At 47.2% G+C, this 20633-nt stretch carries 8 protein-coding genes; 5 read left to right on the top strand and 3 right to left on the bottom strand.

Annotation, left to right across the window (positions count from 1 at the left end):
* The first annotated feature begins 10 nt into the window (after positions 1 to 10).
* The gene (leuB, locus tag K7B67_RS11995; protein WP_252176116.1) at positions 11 to 1090 is read left to right on the top strand and encodes a 3-isopropylmalate dehydrogenase; all 1080 of its coding nucleotides are present in this window, start codon (positions 11 to 13) and stop codon (positions 1088 to 1090) included.
* Between the two features lie 25 nt (positions 1091 to 1115).
* Positions 1116 to 2225 (top strand): aspartate-semialdehyde dehydrogenase, encoded by a 1110-nt coding sequence (gene asd / locus K7B67_RS11990; RefSeq protein ID WP_252176115.1) that lies wholly within the window; start codon positions 1116 to 1118, stop codon positions 2223 to 2225.
* Between the two features lie 183 nt (positions 2226 to 2408).
* Here the strand turns inward: asd and xseA are convergent, their stop codons facing one another.
* The gene (xseA, locus tag K7B67_RS11985; protein ID WP_252176114.1) at positions 2409 to 3800 is read right to left on the bottom strand and encodes an exodeoxyribonuclease VII large subunit; all 1392 of its coding nucleotides are present in this window, start codon (positions 3798 to 3800) and stop codon (positions 2409 to 2411) included.
* Between the two features lie 83 nt (positions 3801 to 3883).
* A complete protein-coding gene (locus K7B67_RS11980; protein ID WP_252176113.1) occupies positions 3884 to 9856 on the bottom strand; it encodes a hypothetical protein in 5973 nt (1990 codons plus the stop codon).
* A 416-nt stretch (positions 9857 to 10272) separates the two neighbouring features.
* On the opposite strand from K7B67_RS11980, the gene K7B67_RS23885 reads away from it, so the two are divergent.
* The 3 genes from K7B67_RS23885 to K7B67_RS11970 all read left to right on the top strand — a co-directional run bounded on the left by K7B67_RS23885 (position 10273) and on the right by K7B67_RS11970 (position 11885).
* Positions 10273 to 10401 carry a hypothetical protein gene (locus K7B67_RS23885; RefSeq protein ID WP_256484437.1) on the top strand — a complete coding sequence of 43 codons (129 nt, stop codon included), beginning with the start codon at positions 10273 to 10275 and terminating at the stop codon, positions 10399 to 10401.
* 812 nt (positions 10402 to 11213) lie between these two features.
* Entirely contained in the window at positions 11214 to 11366 is a 153-nt protein-coding gene (locus tag K7B67_RS11975; RefSeq protein WP_252176112.1) for a hypothetical protein, read from the top strand.
* A gap of 273 nt (positions 11367 to 11639) precedes the next feature.
* Positions 11640 to 11885, top strand: coding sequence for a hypothetical protein (locus K7B67_RS11970; protein ID WP_252176111.1), 246 nt, complete (start codon positions 11640 to 11642; stop codon positions 11883 to 11885).
* 681 nt (positions 11886 to 12566) lie between these two features.
* Here K7B67_RS11970 and K7B67_RS11965 read toward each other — a convergent pair.
* Positions 12567 to 18323 carry a hypothetical protein gene (locus K7B67_RS11965; RefSeq protein WP_252176110.1) on the bottom strand — a complete coding sequence of 1919 codons (5757 nt, stop codon included), beginning with the start codon at positions 18321 to 18323 and terminating at the stop codon, positions 12567 to 12569.
* Positions 18324 to 20633: the final 2310 nt, after the last annotated feature.

Below are 20633 nucleotides of genomic sequence, written 5' to 3'. Positions count from 1 at the left end.
GTAAAGGGAAGTGAGTCAACAGATTTTATGCCTGGCGGGTGACGGTATTGGCCCGGAGATTGTCGCAGAAGCACTGAAGGTGCTGGATGTCGTTAAAACCCGCTTTGGATTGGATGTTGCCGTCAGTGAAGGTCTGGTGGGTGGGGCTTCGCTGGATGTTCACGGTATTCCCCTGACCGATGAGACCCTGACCGAAGCAAAACAATCCGACGCCATTCTGTTTGGCTCAGTGGGTGGTCCCAAGTGGGATGACCAGCCGATGATGAATCGCCCTGAGCGTGGGTTGTTGAAGTTGCGTTCCGAACTGGGTCTGTTTGCTAATCTGCGCCCTGCGATGTTGTTTCCACAATTGGCAGCGGCGTCCAGCCTCAAGCATGAGTTGGTGGCGGGTCTGGATATTCTGATTGTCCGTGAGCTGACCGGTGGTATCTACTTTGGTGAACCAAGGGGTATTCGTACCCTTGAGAGCGGTGAGCGCGAAGGTTACAACACCTACGTTTACCGTGAATCTGAAATCAGGCGCATTGCCAAAGTGGCTTTCGAAGCGGCTCAAAAACGGGGTGGTCGACTGACATCGGTGGATAAATCCAACGTGCTGGAAGTGACTGCGCTCTGGCGTGAAGTCGTGTCTGGTATGAGCTCTGACTACGCCGATGTGGAACTGAGCCACATGTATGTTGATAATGCCGCCATGCAGCTGGTGCGTGAACCCAAGCAGTTTGATGTAATGGTTACCGGCAATATGTTTGGCGATATTCTCAGTGACTGTGCTGCCATGCTGACCGGCTCCATTGGTATGCTGCCATCGGCTTCCCTGAACGAAGCCAGCCAGGGAATGTATGAGCCTGTGCACGGTTCTGCCCCGGACATTGCCGGTCAGGGGAAAGCGAACCCCTTGGCCCAGATTCTTTCTTTGGCGATGTTGCTCCGTTATTCTCTGGGTGAAATTGCCGCAGCGGATGCCATTGAACAAGCGGTCAGCGATGTTCTGGACCAGGGACTGCGTACCGGAGATATTGCCTCAGAAGGTTGCACACCGGTAAGCACCTCTGAAATGGGTGATGCCGTAGTGGCTTGTTTGAAGGGTTGAGCAGGTTGAGAATTTAGGGGGCGTTATGAAAAAAGTCGGTTTTGTCGGCTGGCGGGGGATGGTCGGATCCGTTTTGATGGATCGTATGCGCAAAGAAAACGACTTTGCCAATATTGATCCGGTCTTCTTTACGACTTCTCAGCATGGGCAGCCCGGGCCTGATGTTGGCAGGCCCGTGACGGCATTGCAGGATGCTCACTCTATCGAAGCGCTGGCAGCGATGGATATCATTATTTCCTGCCAGGGAGGTGATTACACCCATAAAGTGATTCAGCCCCTGCGTGATAGCGGCTGGCAGGGGTACTGGATTGATGCGGCGTCTTCCCTGAGAATGAAAGACGACAGTGTTATTGTTCTGGATCCGGTCAACCGTCCTGTTATCGACCGGGCCATTGATGCTGGTATCAAGAACTTTATCGGCGGTAACTGTACGGTCAGCCTGATGCTGATGGCCATTGGCGGGCTGTTCCGTGCAGGGCTGGTGGAGTGGGTCAGTGCCATGACGTACCAGGCGGCCAGCGGTGCCGGTGCCCGCAATATGCGTGAGCTGATTACCCAGATGGGGGTGATTCGCGACAATGTTGCCAAAGAGCTGGCTGATCCTGCCAGCGCCATTCTTGATATTGACCGCAAAACATCCGATCTGCTGCGCAGTTCAGATTTACCACAGAGTGAGTTCGGTGTGCCTCTGGCAGGCAGTCTGATCCCCTATATTGATCGTCAACTGGACAACGGGCAAAGCCGTGAAGAGTGGAAAGCCCAGGCAGAAACCAACAAGATTCTCGGTCTGGACGGTCAGGCTCTGGTGCCGGTGGATGGTGTCTGCGTGCGTGTTGGTGCCATGCGCTGCCACAGTCAGGCGTTAACCATCAAGTTGAACAAAAATGTACCAATGGCCGATGTGGAAAGCCTTGTTGCCAGCGCCAACGACTGGGTTTCCCTGATTCCCAATGACCGTGAGATCACCATGGAGAAGCTAACACCGACAGCGGTGACCGGCAGTCTGGACATTCCGGTGGGTCGTATTCGCACATTGAATATGGGGCCAGAGTATTTGTCGGCCTTTACGGTGGGCGATCAGCTGTTGTGGGGGGCGGCTGAGCCTCTGCGTCGTATGTTGGGTATTTTGCTCTGATCCTTTTGGCTGACGATCTAGCACAAGCATTCGGCAAGGGTTGCTCAAAACGCAATCTGGCTCAGATGGTCCGGTTTGCTTAGCTGTTACCAAACCAGAAGATTGTGCAGACACTGTCTGCATAATTGAGTATGAGTTTGATGTGAACAATCTACGTTCATCCTGAGCGCCCTTCGACTCCGCTCAGGGTGCACGGTCGAAGGATCTGTGCACCTCAACCACCTGACAGTCTGCCGAACCCCGGCTGAATCGTGCCGTCACCCGCTCGCCTTCCGTCAGCTGCCCGGCATCCCGAATAAATTCATCGCCCCTGGCGACAATACTGTAGCCTCGCGACAGGGTGGCCAGAGGGCTGACGGCATCCAGCATGCCGGTCAGTTGTTGCAAGCGGCTTTCTTTCTGTTTTAAAAGCATGTGCACGGATGAATCCAGTTGGTTTTTCAGCAGAGTCAACTGGCCCTGCAGACGTTCAATGGGTCTTGAAGGTGAAGACTGTAGAAGTCTGTCGTTTAATCGTTGATGTTTTGCAGCATGAATCTGCAGGGCGATGGTCATGGCTTGTTGCAGACGAATGTCCAGATCTTCCAGCCGCTGGTGATGCTCTCTCAGCCGCTCCCCCGGATGACGCAGGCGCAGGCTGGTGTTATCGAGTCTTTGGGATAGAACTTGCAAACGATGCTTCATCAAGGCCTGGAGCTTTCGGTTCAGCAGGCTCAGTTGATTGAGAATATCCTGTTGGTCAGGGCTAAGTACCTCAGCCGCCGCCGACGGGGTCGGTGCCCGATAATCAGCGACAAAATCAGCAATGGTAAAATCAATTTCATGGCCCACGGCACTGACCACGGGAACTTCAGAAGCTGCTATGGCCCGGGCGACGCTTTCTTCATTGAAAGGCCAGAGGTCTTCCAGTGAACCTCCTCCACGACCGACAATAAGAACATCAAACAGTCCGCTGCGATTGGCCATTGCAATGCCTCTGACCAGCTCGTTGGCCGCTTCTCTGCCCTGGACCGCACTGGCAATGACGGTGATGGGTATGGAGGGGAAACGTCTTTTTAGTACCGCCAGAATGTCACGGACAGCAGCCCCGGTTGGCGAAGTCACGACACCAATATGGGAGGGCAGGGCTGGCAATGGCTTTTTGCGCTCGGCATTGAACAGACCTTCAGTGGCCAGCTTCAGTTTAAGTTCTTCAAAAGCGCGTTGGAGGGCACCGGCTCCGCCTTCTTCCATATGATCGACAATCAGCTGGTAGTCGCCCCGACCCTCGTAGAGACTCACACGACCCCTGACAATTAATTGCATACCTTCAGCAGGAACAAAACGCAGGCTGCGATTTCGGTTTTTGAACATTGCACAGCGAATCTGGGCATTGGCGTCTTTGAGAGTAAAGTACCAGTGTCCTGAGCCGGGTCGGGCAAGGCCGGAAAGTTCGCCCTCAACCCTGATATTTGCGAACCGGGTTTCCAGCATTCTTCGGGTTTGGCTGTTCAGCTCTGTTACCGTCAGCGGGCGTTGATTGTCCGATTGAGTGGAGTTACCCGGCTCAGCATGAAATAAATTTTGGCCTTGCATAAGTGTGTTGACGCCATAAAGTTGAGATAGGGCTGAGCAACAATATACTGGATTCTTTCCTGACTGAGTAGGTGATGAGTCACCTATTCATCATTTAACAATTGTTTGTGGTTTTCGTACTGACTTTGGTGGAAGTCTGCCTTTTGTGTCTCTCCCAGCACAAAGGCGGAAGTGGCTGCGAATTTGTGAAAAAGGGCCAGCCAGGGAGCAAGGTCTGTCTTGTCCTGTTCGAATGCGGTGCTCATGGCCTCCCGGTTATCGTCGTACATTACCAGTAAGTCGGAGGTTGCCAGAAGTGCCAGAAAAGATGCTTTCATGGTTTTAATCTCCTTGCTCATTACCTCATCCAGTTCGTTGTCATGGCTATCGTTGTCATAGCTATCGTTGTCATAGCTATCATTGAGCGTCTCGTAAGCCCATAAGTAATAGCGAACCCAGGCTGACTGAGTACGATGTTTTTTTAAAAGTGCATTACTTATAGCCTCATAATTTGAGTGAGTTTTTAGCCGGGGCAGGTTATAAACAAATTCATCGAGACCAGTTTCAGGTTGTGGTGTTTCCTTAAGTGATTCATGTGAATTGGTATAGGCGTACCGGCTCAGCTCACAGCTTTCAATGTTTTCTGGCAATTGATCGATATCAGCAGCGGTTGTCTCGGGTAATGTGTCTAACACCTCTGGTTTATCTAACATAAAAGCGTTGACACGATTTAGATAGGTTTTAACGTTTTCTGGCCAGTCATTACTTTTGATTTTATGGTCGAGCAAAATACTATATTGTTTTGGTCTCTTTTTTATGGAGGCATGCTTTGCTTTATCCACTGTTTCCAGCAATATGCTCTCAATGCTGTTTGGATCACTTATCCTGGGAAATAACGCTTCTTCAACTTCAGAAACATGATTGTTGAATCCAAACTGGATGTTACGGTTTATGGGGGTAAACAAAAAATTCTTTGCGATCAGTGCTGGCCAACCTGCCTGAGGGATATGCAGAAGATTAAACCGCTTATCAGTAAATAACCTGATGACTGCTTTGGCAGCAACACGTGAACCCAATAGAGAGCTTAACAACAGTCCGGGCAAGATTTCCGAAACAATCTTACCTGCTTCAATAAAGAGCATTTCGTCCGGTTTTCTGGTCGATAGGGATTGAGTCACTGGCTTATAGAGAGATTCTGTTGTTGAGGTTTCTGATATCTGACTCTGATAATAATGGTAGTGGTTAGCGAATCGCATTAATACCAGAGATTCCAGATATCCACCGTAAGGGAAGTCGGCTTGACGTGCTTTCCTGAAATGATCATAAGCAATGGGCAAAACCCTTTTGTGACTGGTTAATGTGACTCGCTGGTGGTCAGCACTGATTTGTGGCTCCAAAAGCGACAATCCAGCAAGGCTATGAAGCCATCCTTTCATCTGTAGTGATTTGGGATCTGTTTTATCTTTATACTTTTCTAATTGTTGTTGTAATTTTTGATAGCCAATTTCATGGATGTACTGAATAGTAAAAATAAAAGCACTTTCATCTCCATCCAGGAATTTTTCCAAATTTTCTCTATCAAAAGTGGCATACTCTTTGACGACCGATTGAAAGCTCCGGGCATTAATATTGACTGGCTTATACCATACAAACTCTTTAAGCAAACGGCTTAACTCTTGCCAGTTACCTACAGTTACGTGAAGTTTTTCCACTTCTTCTGAATTGCCACCGATGAGCGTGTTGATATGCCAGTGAATCAGCAAAAGTATGTTGAACCAATAGGAAAGCGTATCCTCATAAATCATTTTAGGAAACATATCCAGTATTTTTGTTATATGTTGTAAGTCGTGGCCAAAGTGATGGGCGGTTAAGCGGGCCCGGACCTCGGGGGCAACGTTATCAAGATGAGGAAAGTCCAGTTCTGCTTCTGGCAATGCACCCATTAGATGAAAAGCAAGTTTTATAAGGTCCGAGCATGCCCGTATCTCAGGCTCCGGCTCTTCAGCAAGAGTTTTCTGGCTTTGCCTCAGGAATTCGACAGGCTTTAGGTCTAATTCAAAGCCAAATATAGAAAAGCTAACGATGAACGTGGCTATATCCATGCAGTTAATATTCAACAACTCTTCTCGACCAGTAGCCAGGTACAGCGCAAATCTTAATTTTTCTTCTGATTGTTCTACCGCAACTCTTTGTTCTTCCCGTATTGCTTCCACCGATGCTTTTGCTGCTAGTAACCGTAGTTTTGATAGTTCTGCTGATGCTTTTGCTGTTGCCAACGCGCTTTCTAAACTTAGTTTTTCTGCTATTGCTAGTACTTCACGAGCTATATCCGAAGCTTCTTTTGCTGCCTTTAACTCTGACTGGGCCGCAGCCATTTTGTCGAACTTAGTCGCTTGTTCGGCCTGTTCGTCTGGCAGGTGCTGACTATTTTTAGGTGTCTGGCCCATTCGATTCAAAACAACATCAACCGCACCATCAGAACCTTTTACCGGAAGCTGCTTCAGAAACTCTCTGAGTAGACGTATAGAAGGAGTTACCCTACCCGGAATATTGGTTTTTGGGCTATTCAGGTAAGTGTCTGCATCAAAGGCCAGTTTCAGTTCGAAAGGCTTTGGAATAAGTACTAGCCACTTGAGGAGCATTCCGGCCATAGTTGTTAGGTTTGGTTCTGATTCCAATAAAATCTCAATAGATTGTGAGACGCCAGAGAATGCAGAAAAAAAGACTTGCATCAGGCCTTGAGGAGCTTCGTGTGTACCGTATTCAAAAAACAGCCTGAGCATTGGGGCATAAGGGAAGAAGTAATTTCTAGACAACACTATAGTATCTCTTATCTTTTTAGCGTTACCTTTGATTGCCGGGCTAAAGCTCAACTCAATGGTTTTATCATCATCTGACATTTTGGCGTTCATCATGGCCAGGGCCTTCAGAAACTGGTAGTAGCCCATCCCCAGCTCGTTTGTTCGATTTTTATTTTTTAGTAAGGCTTTTCTGAATGCATTGATGTGTTTTTCCACCTGTTTCAAAAAAACTTCCGGGTCTTTCTGAATCAATTTGACTTGCTGAGTAATACTGCTATCCAGCTGTAGTAAATACTGAGCATGTAATTCTTGATCGAATATGTCTTTTGATACGGCGATGCCAGGTTTTAGTTCTTTTGGCTGTTTTTCGGTTTTTATGGTTCTTGTTGCTTTTTCAGGTGTCGCTTTTTCAGGTGTTGCCTTTTCAGGATGTTTATCTATTCCAGACGGCAGTTGTGTCACAGTGGAGGGACTGGGGGAAGCCGGAACCTCTCTGGTTTCAATAAAGTCTCTTGAAAGTAGCAAAGATCGGGCAAGAGCCCAGTTTTTTATCAAGTCGGCTTTGGACTTTTCAATGGCCTTATTGCTTATTTTGTCGTGATGCTGGTCAAATAAAACCTTTTCATTCGTCCTGTCTTTGCTTAAAGATGCTTTGAGATAGTTTTCCCAAAAACCCATTTTCCAAAAAGCGATGAGTTTGGATTGATTGTTTTTGAACAACTGTCCGGTGCGCTCAATGCCCATAACTATTTTCAGGTCAGTCATGGCCAGCACCTTTGGGAAATTAGATACATCAATAAACTGAGATTTTTTTTGGGATCCTCCCTGAACTTGCATGACTTTGAGAGTGTAATACCAAAGCTCACTATGTATCTGACCTGGTGCTGGCTCCCTGATTTTATTCAGTATCAGTTTCAATGAAGCGAGGGTTTGCTGCAGTTCCTTGTTGCGCGGGCGGATGGCTTTCAGGGCGATGAATTTAGCAGGGGTATCCGCTTCTCTCAGGGCGTTGAGAATGGCTTTCACCTCTTGGCCTCGGCTTGAGAGATCGGACTCTTTAGCCAATCCCTGCTCAATGTTTGTCAGGGTGATGACATCGGTATCCTGATAGAGCTGCTCCAGAAACCCGCCCTTTAACGGACCTTCAAGGGTGACCCGGTTTAAGCTTAACCCGCGGGAAGCCATGCTCAGTAACAGCCGGTTAACCGGTTCCATCTGGGGCCAGCCCGCTGGATGATGACTGTGCAATTGCATCCCAATTAACAATTGGTAGGCAAGAGGGAGACCGGCAAGGGCTGCCGGTAACAGGAGTTCGAACGCTTTTTCATAAACCTGAAGTGCTTGCGATTTTCCAGACGGGAGTTTTTGGTTCAGAACGAACAACGCCTCAACCAGCTGTGCATAGGGGAAGTGGTTCTCATAAGCGGCCTGTTCTAACCCCAGGCGCTGCTCACTGTTCAGACTGTTTGCCAGATTGATGGTGATGGACGGTTGGTCTCCGGATGTCTCTGCCGAAGCTCCGGAACAGGCCAGTATTTGCAGGGTTTTTGTTTTTCCTGCCTGCAGTTGATTTTGCAGGGCATTGAGTTCTGTATCAAGCGAAGTGGCCTGACAATCTTGTGTCTTTATTGCCCTGCTCAGCTCGCCGGGAAATTGATGGTCCATCTCCTTAAGCCAGTTTGATAGCTCTGTGGAATGAGATATTGCCGTTTCGAAATCCATCGCACTTGAGGCTGAGGTTTTGGTGGTGGTTTCTTTGTTGCTTTGTTTTGACTGTTCTACAGGAGCAGGTGCAGGTGCCGTTGTCTTACTGTTATGAGCTACCGCAAGGTGTTGATTATCAAGGTTGACTTCTGCGCTCTTTTCGGGAGCAGTGGCGAGGTTGTTGCTTTCTGCTTGAACCGGTTTTTTCCGTTTTTGTTTCCTTTTCTTTTTACGGGAATTTGAACCTGAATCTTCTGTTTTTACTTCTGAATCTTCTGTTTTTACTTCTGAATCTTCTGTTTTTACTTCTGGATCTTCAGCATGAGTGACAGTGGCGGCTGCCGGTTTGTCAACTGGTTTGTCAACTGGTTTGTCAACTGGTTTGTCAACAATGTGTTGTTCCTGTGCACGTTCAGCCGGAGGCTCAACGGCATCGGGTGCTGTTATTTTAGTCTCAGCAGAAACCATAGGCTGTTGATCACGTGCATCATTTCCTGCCTGGTTTTCTATCTTTGTAGCGCTTTGTTGTTGATGGTCTGGTTTTGGCTGGATATAAGGATGCAGAAATTCAGGTAACCGGAATGAATCTGAAAATTTGCTGAACAGTGCCCGTTGAATAATGCTTTCAACCTGTTGCTCCGTGTCACTCATCAGCAAGATTTTTAATGCCTGTTGAGCATTTTGTATCCGTCGATTGGCATCTTTGCCTGAGCGCTCTGGATCAAGTTGCGTATCCTGAAGCAGCTTTTCTACCATGGCGGGCAGGTTGGGCATCGCCAGCTTGGAATCCTTGACAAAAGGTTCTACACGCGCGAAGTCGAAATACCCTTCAGGCCCGGCAGAAACATCGATTGATATGATTCGCCATTTTGTTAACCTGTGAAAGGGACTCGTGAAGTCCATGATGTTGTTTTTATTTTTTCCATAGGGAAAGCAGTAGATTTTTAAGGTGTACAGTAGCCCTTTGGACTGAGAGATGTGTGAGCTGGCTAAAACGGAACTATGCCTGTTGGCGCGTATAACGGTAGTGCCAGGCAGTGCGCGTCTTAGTTCGTTTTCTAAAAAAACTGAGATATCATCCAGGCTTTTCATATCTGTAACGGCCAGGTCAATATCGTTGGTGACAGGTACCTTGCCAAGTTCGCCGGGTTGAACCGATGACGAAATATGTTGCCACCTGGCTAAACCACCATAAAGAAGAGCACCTTGAGTATTGGATATAATTCTGCTGGCTTCTGAATGGGTTTTCCTGATAACAGGTCCGAGTACTAAAAGGGCTGGAATGACGTAGCGAATATGTTGTTTTTTTACTAAAAATGCGCCTTGGGTATAATCTTGTAAATAAACAGCCAAAGGTGTTATTTCGTCCTCTATCGTTGCTGTAGAGAGATCCGGAGCTATAAAAGAGATATATTTACTGGCAGAGTCTTGCCAGAAAAAAATCACCGCGCCAAGCACGTTTTTACTGATGTAAAATGAGCCACCGGGGTGCTCTGTAGCATAGAGCGGGTAACAAACCAGCCCCAGTTTATTGTAAAAGCTGAACAGGTTCTGTCCGTATTCTCCCTGCATAAATTCACCGGGTGCGCTAAATGCCTGCCTCAGTCTTTCGCTGGCAGATGTTATGGACACTTCTTTTGGTTTCTTGCTGGCAGAGTTTATGGCATTGCTCTGAAGGCTTTCCCGGCATAATAAAACGTCTTGTTGCCATTCAGGAAACAGTTTCCATAAATTATGGTCAAGCTGACTGGCCTTTAGTGTTTCTTTTTCCTTTTCAGTTAACTCGGATCGGGTCAGGAAGTGAGTGAACCACAGGCTCTCGTGAGTGCGGCGGGACAGTCTTACCAGCTGATTCTCGTGCAGCAGGAACATAACGACATTTTCAAGCCTGTTCATAGCTCGCTGAGGCGAATAATCATAGTTGCTGAGGGTGCGATATCCTGAGTCCGAAGCAACCATGATCTGTATAGAGCTTTGCAGGGCTTTTGATGCCAGCATCAGATGTTGTTGGTTGCCCGGATCAAAACGCCGGAGCATCTGATGATAGAGTGTTTCACTGTCATGGTCGGGTAGTTGGCATTGGTCGTAAAAAGCTTGAAAGTGTTGGCTGGATGTAATAGCCAGCTGTTCTGACAGGAAATCCGATAAATGGCTGACGCTTTCAGGCCGAAGTCCGGATTTTTCGTAGAGATCAGATAGACGATCGAGCAAGGATATTGAGGATACGGTGTCCGCAGGTGTGGCCGGAGGGGTTCTGTTGCCACCGGGTGGTGGCGGCTCGTTATCATCAACAGGATTCCTCCCGCCCGGGCTGACACTTCGTTGACGTTTGTTGTCGTTTTGTTTGGCTGTTTGTTCAGGGAGGGAAGCCGGTGAAGATTGAGGCTGGGGTGCCTCGTTATTTCCCTGGGCACCAGAAACCGCCGTTATACCTGCTGCAAATGCTGTTGGAGGGAGTGATGTCTCTGGCTGGAAGGCATTGCCTGTGTCCGGCAACAAGGCCGGTGGGTTTCCGTGGGTTGGATGGGGGGGGACAGAACCGGCAAAGTATGAATGGACAGGATGCCCCGGAAGCTCTCGGTTCAAGTAGGCCAGCACATTATTCAGTAACTCAGGCCGCCGTTTGAGAAACTGATAAAGTGAGCCGGGGTCGTTTTGAATCTGTTCCCTTACCCGGTCACTGAGGCTTTTGGGAGTGGATGATAAGCTGAAGCCGGAGAGCATTCCCTGCAACTGATAGAGATTAAGCGGTGCATTGGCTACCGTGTTCACAAACAAAGCGGCCAGGTTGGGATAGGCACTGTCTATCAGGTTGCCAATTTCCGGTACGTCCCAGCCGAGATAACGATCCTTGAGGCTATAAGGAGCATCAGCAAACTGCATAAGCAGTACCGGGTCTCCTGCTCCCCAGAAATGGTATTTCCGATGTTTGTCATTACGGGTAATCAATAGAGATGACTTTGACCAGACCGAATCCCGCTCATTACCGGGCGATGCTTTTTCCAGCGCCCAAAGATTAAAGTACTTGCCACTGATCAGTGGTGGGCTGGGTTTTACGGCGATCTCGGGAATACCGGGTTGATAAAGCCATTTTTGATCCGCCAGTTGATAAAGCCAGTGATGACTGTGGCAGGCGTGTATTTTTTCGCCCAACGACTCACCGTGGGAAGACAGGCAATGAATCGCGTGAGTGATCCGCTGAATGTGAACACTGTCTAAAGCGGTTTGACCGTCAGTGCTGATGCTTTCTTTTTTAGCCAGCTCAGGCAGCAGCCAGGGTTTTTCGTGATTCAGTGGGGAATGAATAAGAATACTCTGACACTGTTTATGATCGGTCAGTGAATGAGTGCAGATAATGGCCTGCAGGCGATTTTGCTGGTCTTCTCGCCAGGGGCGCAGGAAAAGGGTGCTGGTATGGGTGTCATTCAACAGTTTCCATAGTGATAGCCAGGCAGACAGAGAGTCACCCAGAGCCGTGGGTGTCTCTGGCGATGATGTTGAGGGTGAGGCGGTGATCTGCCAGACAGGATGCTGGTCGATGCAACGGGTTTGTACGGATAAGCGGCTTTTCAGCAAAGGGTGGTCGAGAATCACCGGATGAGGGTTGCAATCAGGGGCATCACCAAAAGCCCGGGACAGTGAGGGGAAACCATGCCTGAAAACAGGGTAGGGTACGCTGGAAGAAGGAAGCAGCTTTGCCAACAGAACCCAGAACAGGCTACTCCGCCATTGGTTCTTGAGCAACAGGGATAATTTAACGGGTGTCCCAGTGTCGTGTATTACGTGATAATGGTTACCCAGCCTGAGGTGGAAATTATTGGCGTTAAAGCCAGCGTAGATACCTGGTAAGCGGATTTCTGAGCTGTATTCTGCTTTATTCTGGTAACGGGAGGTATAGTCTGCTTGTACTTTCATTCCAATAATGGACAGCAGCGCAAACAAGATAAATTTTGACATACTTCTGTGACAAACAAACATACAGTTGCCGTAGGTCCCATTTAAAAATTATTAATTTATTAATCAAAATCAATCTGTTAAGTAACCGTTTTTATTGATAGTGATCAATGAATTGCTCTGATCCCTGTGGAGCCTGAGGAAAAATAGCAGTGAGTTCAGGATGTAGCAAGAATGACTTTGTGGATAATTTGACCATTGGTTTTGAGCTCACCATTCTGCTCAGAAGTAAATGGATGAATGTCAGATCAGCTGGTGGAGTCGGTAGTTAAGGAAAAGCCGGAGGAGAATTACCTCCGGTTTAACTGAGTAGATTATGAATTATTGCTTAATCAAACAATATTTTTTTTTGTTTTAAATAACTCATGGTATGGTAATGTGCATTATCTTCATCTCCTAAAAGAAGGCAAGAAGTGACATAGATCGAATGAAAAAAAGATAACCAGAAAGCAAGGTCTTCCTTGTATTCCTGGAATTCGGTGTTCATGGATTTCAGGTTATCACTGTACATAACCGTTAAATCGGAGGTTGCCAGCAGCGCCAAAAAAACGCTTCTCATATCTTCATTGGCTCCCATTCTCTCTGTCATTATCTCCTTCCAGAACAGATCCCGTTCGTTGTCATGGCTATCATTAAGCGTCTCGTAAGCCCATAAATAATAGTGAATTATGGCTGACTTTCTACGGTGTTTCCTAAGAAGGGCGTTACTTATAGCCTCATAATTTGGGTGAGATTTCAGCAGGGGCAGGTTATAAATATATTCATCAAAACCGGTTTCAGGTTGTGGCGTTTCCTTAAATACATCCAGTGATGTTTCATAGATGTACCGGCTTAGTTCATAGCTGGGGCTATTTTTTGATAATTGATCAACCTCAGAAAAGATTGCCTCGGCTGGTGTATCCGGCACCTCTGGTGTATTTAATATTAAGCTCTTGACAAGGCTTAAATACTTTTTAATATTTTCTGGCCTGACACTGCTATTGATTTCGCTGTCAAGAAATATACCATAGTGTTCCAGTCTATTTTTAACGTCTAGCTTCCTTGTCTCCACCATTGGTTTAAGCAGTATGCTCTCAATACTGCTCGGGTCATTTATCCTTGCAAATAACGCTTCTTCAACTTCAGAGCCATGGTCGCTGAACAAAAACTGGATGTTATAGTGCGTAGGGGTAACTAACATATACTTGGCCAGTAGTGCTGGCCAACCAGCCTGAGGGGTATGTAGAAGATTAAATCGTTCATCAGTAAAGATTCTGATGGCTGTTTCAGCCGCAAGCTTTACGCCATATATAGCACTTGACAACAGCCCGGGCAGTATTTCTGTAATAATCTTACCGGCTTTAATAAAGACTTTTTCCTCTGATGTTTTAGCCGAGGCGTATTGAATAACAGTCTGGTCAGTCAGGTCTTTTTGTGTGTCATCCTGATAATAGTGGTAATGGTTATTAAGCCGCATCAATACCAGCGATTCCAGATAGCCACCATAATGGGAACCAATCATGCGGGCTCGCACAAAGTGATCATAGGCACTGGCCAGAGTGCTTTTGTCTCCGGTTAATATGACCTGCTGGGGGGCAGGAATTATTTCTGGATTGAGCAGCGCTAACCCGGCGAGGGTATGAAGCCAGGCTGACATCTGCGTTGATTCAGGATCCATTTTACCTCTATAATGCTCTAACCACTTGGTTAACTGCGGATAGCCAACTTTTTTGGCTTGCCCAATAGCATGAAAAAAGACCTCTTCGTCTCCATTTATGAACCGTTGTAAATTAGCAGAGCTAAAGGCGTCAAAGTCGACTTCCTGTGATATTAAATGATACTCAACCGTTTTGGCTGGCTTGTACCATATATGCTTTTCAAGCCAATAGCGGAATTTTATCCAATCTTTTGAAGTGCTCTGATACTTTTTTGCTTTTTCTGAATTGCCACCAGATTGCTTGATAATATACTCGTGAATCAACAAAAAGATGTTGTACCATTGTGAGTCATCTTCGTTAGCCAGTTTAGGAAACAAGGTAACTAATTTTATTAGAAGTTGTAAGTTGTGAGCAAAATTATGGGCGGTCATGCTAGCTTGGTAATTGGTTGAAAGGTTACTAAGATGAGGCAAAACCAGAGACGTTGCTCCTGATTTTAGACCAAGCATTTGAAAAGCAAGCTCTATGATATCTGCCCATGCCCGATTCTCAGGATCACTATCTTTGGCAAGTGCTGGCTGTTTTTGTTTGAGGTACCTGTAACTAAATGACTCTGTTGCAAGAAAGTCCAGTAAGCAAAAGCGCAGGAAAACTGAGGCTAGATCCGGGCTGGTAAATTGCAGTAAGTCCATTCGACCAGTGGCAAAGTACAATACTAATTTTAATGTTGCTTCCATTTGTTCTTGTTTGGCCGATAGTTCTGTGGCTTCTGTTGCTGCCACCAATGATTTATCGGCCGCGTCTACTGATTCTGTGGCCGACGATATCGCTGATGTCGCTGTGAAATCTTCTTTCGCTTTGACGTTCGATTTCGCTGCTGATGCAAAAAGTGAGGCCGCTGTGGCAGCACGTTGCGCTTGTGCTTCCAGCTCCGTGTTCGTTATTGGCTTCGAGTGTAGTAGTGCTACTGCTTCGGCTGCCTCAGCTGCTTGCACTTTTGCTGCTGCCAACAACATTGCTATCGCTGAAGAAGACCCTTCCGCTTCTGCTTCTGCTTCTGCTTCTGCTTCTGCTATCGCTTTCACTGCCTCTGCAACGGCTCCTTTCGCTGCCACTTCCACAATCACATGTTTCAGCAGGTTGGTTCGCTGAAAATTAAAATGCGTACCACTTATCTGAGTCATAAAAAGATCAACTGCGTCATCAGCACCCTTTACCGGAAGCTGCTCCATAAACTCTCTGAATAGACGTATGGTAGGGGTCACCCTGCCTGGAATATTGTTTTTCGGGTTATTCAGGTAAGTGTCTGCATCAAAGGCTATTTTCAGTTCGAAAGACTTTGGAATGTTCGTCAACCACTTGAGTAACACTCCAGCCAGAACGGTTGTATTTGAACTCAATTCTAATAAGAGCTCTATAGACTGTGATACCCCGGATAATGCAGAGACACAAGGTACTAATGTTGTTTCAGGCTCACCTTCTACAGCGTGTTCAAAAAACAGCAAGAGTATTGGAGCGTAAGGGAAGAAGGCGTTTCGAGCACATAAAATAACTTCCTTTATTTTTTCTGCGTTATGTTTGACTCGCGGGCTAAAGGACAACTCAATGGTTTTATCATCATCTGACATTTTGGCCTCCATCATAGCCAGTGCCTTCAGAAACTGGTAATAGCCCATTCCCAGCTCGTTTGTTCGATTTTTGTTTCGTGCTAAAGCCTTTCTGAATGCATTGATTTTTTTTTCTATCTGTTCTAAAAATTTTACCGGGTCTTTCTGAATTAATTTGACTTCCTGAACAATACTGTCATCCAGTCGCAATAAATCCTGGGTAAGTATTTTTTCACTGAATGCCGTTTTTGATACTCTGATGCCAGGTCTTGGTTCTTTTGGCTGTTTTTTGGTGTTTATGGTTCTTGTTGCTTGTTCAGGGTGTGTCTCTGCCTCAGACGGTAGTTGCACTGAACTGGAGGGGCTGGGGGAAGGCGGAACCTCTCTGGTTTCAATAAAGTCTCTTGAAAGCAATAAAGATCGGGCAAGAGCCCAGTTTTTTATCAAGTCAGCTTTGGACTTTTCAATGGCCTTATTGCTTATTTTGTCGTGATGCTGGTCAAATAAAGCCTTTTCATTCGTTCTGTCTTTGCTTAAGGATGCTTTGAGATAGTTTTCCCAAAAACCCATTTTCCAAAAAGCGATGAGTTTGGATTGATTGTTTTTGAACAACTGTTCGGTGCGCTCAATGCCCATAACTATTTTCAGGTCAGTCATGGCCAGCACCGTTGGGAAAGCAGATACATCAATAAACTGAGATTTTTTTTTGGCCCCCCCCTGGATTTGCATGACTTTGAGAGTGTAATACCAAAGTTCACTATGCATCTGACCTGCTGCTGGCTCTTTGCTTTTATTCAGTATCAGTTTCAATGAAGCGATGGTTTGCAGCAGCTCCTGGTTGCGGGCTCGGATGGCTTTCAGGGCGATGACTTTAGCAGGGGTATCCGCTTCTCTCAGGGCGTTGAGAATGGCCTTCACTTCTTTGCCTCTGCTCGAGAGATCGGACTCTTTAGCCAATCCCTGCTCAATGTTTGTCAGGGTGATGACATCGGTATCCTGATAGAGCTGCTCCAGAAACCCGCCCTTTAACGGACCTTTAGGGGTGACCCGGTTTAAGCTTAACGCGCGGGAAGCCATGCTCAGTAACAGCCGGTTAACCGGTTCCATCTGGGGCCAGCCCGCTGGATGATGACTGTGCAATTGCATCCCAATTAACAATTGGTAGGCAAGAGGCAGACCGGCAAGGGCTGCCGGTAGCAGGAGTTCGAACGCTTTTTCATAAACCTGAAGTGCTTGCGATTTTCCAGACGGGAGTTTTTGGTTCAGAACGAACAACGCCTGAACCAGCTGTGCATAGGGGAAGTGGTTCTCATAAGCGGCCTGTTCTAACCCCGCGCGCTGCTCACTGTTCAGACTGTTTGCCAGATTGATGGTGATGGACGGTTGGTCTCCGGATGTCTCTGCCGAAGCTCCGGAACAGGCCAGTATTTGCAGGGTTTTTGTTTTTCCTGCGTGCAATTGATTTTGCAGGGTATTGAGTTCTGTATCAGGCGAAGTGGCCTGACAACCTTGTGTCTTTATTGCCCTGCTCAGCTCGTCAGGAAATTGATGGTCCATCTCCTTAAGCCAGTTTGATAGCTCTATGGAATGAGATATTGCCGTTTCCAAATCCATCGTACTTGAGGCTGGGGCTGAGGCTGGGGCTGAGGCTTGGGCAGTGGCGAGGTTGTTGCTTTCTGCTTGAACCGGCTTTTTCCGTTTTTGTTTCCTTTTCTTCTTACGGGAATTTGAATCTGAATCTTCTGTTTTTACTTCTGGATCTTCAGCATGAGTGACAGTGGCGGCTGCCGGTTTGTCAATAGGCTGTTGATGGTCTGGTTTTGACTGGATATAAGGGTGCAGACATTCAGGTAACCGGAATGAATCTGAAAATTTGCTGAACAGTGCCCGTTGAATAATGCTTTCAACCTGTTGCTCAGTGTCACTCATCAGCAAGATTTTTAATGCCTGTTGAGCATTTTGTACCCGTCGGTTGGCATCATTACCTGAGTGCTTTGGATCAAGTTGTGTATCCTGAAGCAGCTTTTCTACCATGGCGGGCAGATTGGGCATCACCAGCTTGGAATCCTTGGCAAAAGGTTTTACCCGCACGAAATCGAAATACCCTTCAGGCCCGGCAGAAACATCGATTGATAAGATTCGCCATTTTTTTTCCTCGCAACGGGAGAAATCAAACATGTTTTTTTCACCTGTATCGGGAAAGCAATTGATCTTTAAGGTGTACAGCAGCCCCTGGCGCTGGGACATGTTTGGGTTGTCTAAAACTGGACTGTGCATGTTGGTGCGTATAACGATAGTGCCAGGCAGTGCGCGCCTTAGTTCGTTTTCTAAAAAAACCGAGATTTTATCCAGTCTGTCCATATCGCTGACGGCCAGGTCAATATCGTTGGTAACAGGTACCTTGCCAAGTTCGCCGGGTTGAACCGATGACGAAATATGTTGCCACCTGGCTAAACCACCATAAAGAAGAGCACCTTGAGTATTGGATATAATTCTGCTGGCTTCTGAATGGGTTTTCCTAATAACAGGTCCGAGTACTAAAAGGGCTGGAATGATATAGCGAATATGTTGTTTTTTTACTAAAAATGCGCCTTGGGAATAATCTTTTAAATAAACAGCCAAAGGTTTTATTTCGTCGTCTATCGTTGCTGTAGAGAGATCCGGAGCTATAAAGGAGATATATTTACTGGCAGAGTCTTTCCAGAAAAAAATCACCGCGCCAAGCACGTTTTTACTGATGTAAAACAGACCACCAGGGTTCTCTTTATTATCGAGCGGGTAACAAACCAGCCCCAGTTTATTGTAAAAGCTGAACAGGTTCTGTCCATATTCTCCCTGCATAAATTCACCGGGTGCGCTAAATGCCTGCCTCAGTCCTTCGCTGGCAGAGTTTATGGCATTGCCCTGAAGGCTTTCCCGGCATAATAAAACGCCTTGTTGCCATTCAGGAAACAGTTTCCATAAATTATGGTCAAGCTGACTGGCCTTTAGTGTTTCTTTTTCTTCTTCAGTTAAGTCGGATCGGGTCAGGAAGTGAGTGAACCACAGGCTGTCGTGAGTGCGACGGGACAGTCTTACCAGGTGATTCTCGTGCAGCAGGAACATAATGACATTTTCAAGCCTGTTCATAGGTTGTTGAGGCGAATGATCATAGTTGCTGCGGGTGTGATATCCAGAATCCGAAGCAACCATGATCTGTATAGAGTTTTTAAGGACTGTTGATGCCAACAGCATGTGTTGTTGGTTGTCCGGATCAAAACGCCGGAGCATCTGATGATAGAGTGTTTCACTGTCATGCTCGGGTAGTTGGCATTGGTCGTAAAAAGCTTGAAAGTGCTGGCTGGATTTAATAGCCAGCTGTTCTGACAGGAAATCCGATAAATGACTCATGCTTTCAGGCCGAAGTCCGGATTTTTCGTAGAGATCAGATAGACGATCGAGCAAGGATATTGAGGATACGGTGTCCGCAGGTGTGACCGGAGGCGTTCTGTTGTCACCGGGTGGTGGCGGCTCGTTATCATCAACAGGATTCCTCCCGCCCGGGCTGACACTTCGTTGACGTTTGTTGTCGTTTTGTTTGGCTGTTTGTTCAGGGAGGGAAGCCGGTGAAGATTGAGGCTGGGGTGCCCCGTTATTTCCCTGGGCACCAGAAACCGCCGTTATACCTGCTGCAAATGCTGTTGGAGGGAGCGATGTCTCTGGCTGGAAGGCATTGCCTGTGTCCGGCAACAAGGCCGGTGGGTTTCCGTGGGTTGGGTGGGGGGGGACAGGACCGACAAAGTATGAATGGACAGGATGCCCCGGAAACTCCCGGTGTAAATAGGCCAGCACATTATTCAGTAACTCAGGCCGCCGTTTGACAAACTGGTAAAGTGAGCCGGGGTCGTTTTGAATCTGTTCCCTTACCCGGTCACTGAGGCTTTTGGGAGTGGATGATAAGCTGAAGCCGGAGAGCATTCCCTGTAACTGATAGAGATTAAGCGGCGCATTGGCTACCGTGTTCACAAACAAAGCGGCCAGGTTGGGATAGGCACTGTCTATCAGGTTGCCAATTTCCGGTACGTCCCAGCCGAGATAACGATCCTTGAGGCTATAAGGAGCATCAGCAAACTGCATAAGCAGTACCGGGTCTCCTGCTCCCCAGAAATGGTATTTCCGATGTTTGTCATTGCGGGTAATCAGTAGAGAAGACTTTGACCAGACCGAATCGCGCTCATTACCGCGTGATACTTTTTCCAGCGCCCAAAGATTAAAGTACTTCCCGGTGATCAGTGGAGGACTGGGTTTTATGGCAATCTCGGGAATACCGGGTTGATAAAGCCAATTTTGCTCCGCCAGTTTATAGAGCCAGTGATGAGTGTGGCAGGCGTGTATTTTTTCGCCTGATAACTCATCGAGGGAAGACAGGCAATGAATCGCCTGATGGACCCGCTGAAGGTGGACACTGTCTAAGGCGGTTTGACCGTCAGTGCTGATGATTTCTTTTTTGGTCAGCTCAGGCAGCAGCCAGGGTTTTTCGTGATTCAGTGGGGAATTAATCAGTACACTCTGGCACTTTTTAGTGTCTGTAACCGTATCAGCCTGGCAGATAATGGCCTGTAGGCGATTTTGCTGATCTTCTCGCCAGGGGCGCAGGAAAAGGGTGCTGGTATGGGTGTCATTCAGCAGTTTCCATAGTGATAGCCAGACAGACAGAGAATCACCATCGACAGCCCGCGTCTCTGGCGATGATGTTAAGGGTGAGGCCGTGATCTGCCAGACAGGATGCTGGTCGATGCAACGGGTTTGCACGGATAAGCGGCTTTTCAGCAAAGGGTGATCGAGAATCACCGGATGAGGGTTGCAATCAGGGGCATCACCAAAAGCCCGTGACAGTGAGGGTAAGCCATGCCTGAAAACAGGGTAGGGTACGCTTGAAGAAGGAAGCAGTTTTGCTAACGCAAGCCAGAACAGGTTACCCGACCACTGATGGGTAATAAAAAGGGACAACTTTTTGAGTGTGCCAACGTCGTGTATTACGTAATAATGGCTACCCAGCTTCAGGTGGAAGTTGTTGGCTTTAAAGCCAGCGCAGATATCCAAAAAGCGGATTTCTGATAAGCTTTGCCCAGATTCATTCTGGTAGCCGGAAGCGTAGCCTGTCTGTACCTT

The sequence above is a fragment of the Endozoicomonas sp. 4G genome (genome assembly GCF_023822025.1).
GTDB lineage: Bacteria > Pseudomonadota > Gammaproteobacteria > Pseudomonadales > Endozoicomonadaceae > Endozoicomonas_A.
The sequence above is the reverse complement of the archived record's forward strand: the minus strand, read 5'-3'. Positions and strand labels throughout refer to the sequence as shown.

What these genes read in the sequence shown, in the direction of transcription:
- asd (WP_252176115.1), top strand. Translation starts at nt 1,116, where the DNA reads ATGAAAAAAGTCGGTTTTGTCGGCTGGCGGGGGATGGTCGGATCCGTT.
- xseA (WP_252176114.1), bottom strand. Translation starts at nt 3,800, where the DNA reads ATGCAAGGCCAAAATTTATTTCATGCTGAGCCGGGTAACTCCACTCAA.
- K7B67_RS11980 (WP_252176113.1), bottom strand. Translation starts at nt 9,856, where the DNA reads ATGCAGGGAGAATACGGACAGAACCTGTTCAGCTTTTACAATAAACTG.
- K7B67_RS23885 (WP_256484437.1), top strand. Translation starts at nt 10,273, where the DNA reads ATGCCAGCATCAGATGTTGTTGGTTGCCCGGATCAAAACGCCGGAGCA.
- K7B67_RS11970 (WP_252176111.1), top strand. Translation starts at nt 11,640, where the DNA reads ATGGCCTGCAGGCGATTTTGCTGGTCTTCTCGCCAGGGGCGCAGGAAA.
- K7B67_RS11965 (WP_252176110.1), bottom strand. Translation starts at nt 18,323, where the DNA reads ATGCAGGGAGAATATGGACAGAACCTGTTCAGCTTTTACAATAAACTG.